The following is a 1,269-nucleotide window of genomic DNA, read 5'->3' as shown; positions in this document are numbered from 1 at the left end:
TGTACAGACCGGAGACATGGTTGACGAACGTGCGAGGACATCGTTGACACTTTATGGTCAGCGGTTTTCGCTCCTCAGGTCAAGGGTGAGGATGCGGTGATGGGCAAACCAGAATTCAAATACGCCGTCTTCGCCGTCCTTTGCGCGTGCTGCAACCGGCAGCCGGTAAAGTGCTTTCGAGACCTTCAGGCGCCGTCCTTCAAAGCGTAGCTCGCCATTTGCCTTGACCCGCAGCACCACGTCATCCGGGCCGTACTCCGGCTCGCGCAGGACCGATGGAAACGCCCGCGGGCTCGGCTGGTAACGGCTCATCGGAGTGTCCATGCCGATCGCCTCATGCGGGCGCTCGCAGTTATAGATGGTGCGCCAGCGGTCCAGTTCGCGTTGCACGTGCTGCTGGGTGGCGAAGCTCCGTTCGTTCAGCACTTCGGCCTTCAGCGTGCGGTGAAACCGCTCGTCCTTGCCGTTGGTCTGCGGATGGTAAGGCCGGCTGTAGCTGATGCGGATCCCCAGCCGGATCAGCCAGACGGCCAGTTCGGTGAGCTGCCCCGGGCTGCCCGGTGAACCCCATGGCGAACCGTTATCGGTGTTGATGCGCAACGGCAGGCCGTAGTGGCCGAATGCCTCGCGCAGGCCCGCCTGCACCGTGGCCGTGTCGGTTGGCCCACAGGCGCGCAGCAGGATGCTGAAGCGCGAATGGTCGTCGAGCACCGTCAGGGGGCTACAACGCCCCTGCTCGAGGGTATCGAAGTGTCCCTTGAAGTCCATCTGCCAGAGGACGTTGGGCTGCTCGTGCTCAAAGCGCTTCCAGGGTTCACTCATCGCTGAACCGGCCGGCAGGATCAGATTGTGCCGGTGCAGGATGGCTGTCACGGTGCTGGGCTGCGGCACCGCTTCAAAGCCCAGATCCCGCAGGCGCCGGCTGATCTTGCGGCCGCCCCAGCGCGGGTGTGCCCGACGCAGGCGCACCACCTCCTGCTCCATCTCAACAGTGGTCTTCGACGGACTGCTGGCAGGGCGCCGCGACTGATCCGCCAGCGCGTCCTCGCCACGTCTGAGCCATTTGTAGCCGGTCTGCCGGCTGATGTTAAAGCGCTCGCACAGTTCGGTGATCGTGAGCGTGCGCTGACTGGCCAGATGAACAAATTCCTGTCTGAGGCTCATGGTGTCTCTTGCGTTCCAGGGCATGGTCGGGACCGGGCGTTTTCGTACCCGGAAGTGTCAACCATGTCCTCGCACACCTGTCAGCTATGTCCCCGGTCTGTACAC

The 1,269-nt window shown here is 63.2% G+C and carries 1 protein-coding gene; it reads right to left on the bottom strand.

Going from position 1 to position 1,269, the window contains the following annotated elements:
• Positions 1–57: 57 nt before the first annotated feature.
• Positions 58–1,188 (bottom strand): IS481 family transposase, encoded by a 1,131-nt coding sequence (locus tag ACTJLC_RS31710; protein WP_440846411.1) that lies wholly within the window; start codon positions 1,186–1,188, stop codon positions 58–60.
• Between the last annotated feature and the right edge of the window lie 81 nt (positions 1,189–1,269).

The sequence above is a fragment of the Paraburkholderia sp. 22099 genome (assembly GCF_052045835.1).
In the GTDB taxonomy this organism is placed as follows: Bacteria; Pseudomonadota; Gammaproteobacteria; order Burkholderiales; family Burkholderiaceae; genus Paraburkholderia; species Paraburkholderia terricola.
This window is presented reverse-complemented; position numbering and strand designations above follow the sequence as displayed.

Excerpts from the sequence above, each read along its gene's own strand:
- ACTJLC_RS31710 (WP_440846411.1), bottom strand. The coding sequence starts at position 1,188 with ATGCCCTGGAACGCAAGAGACACCATGAGCCTCAGACAGGAATTTGTT.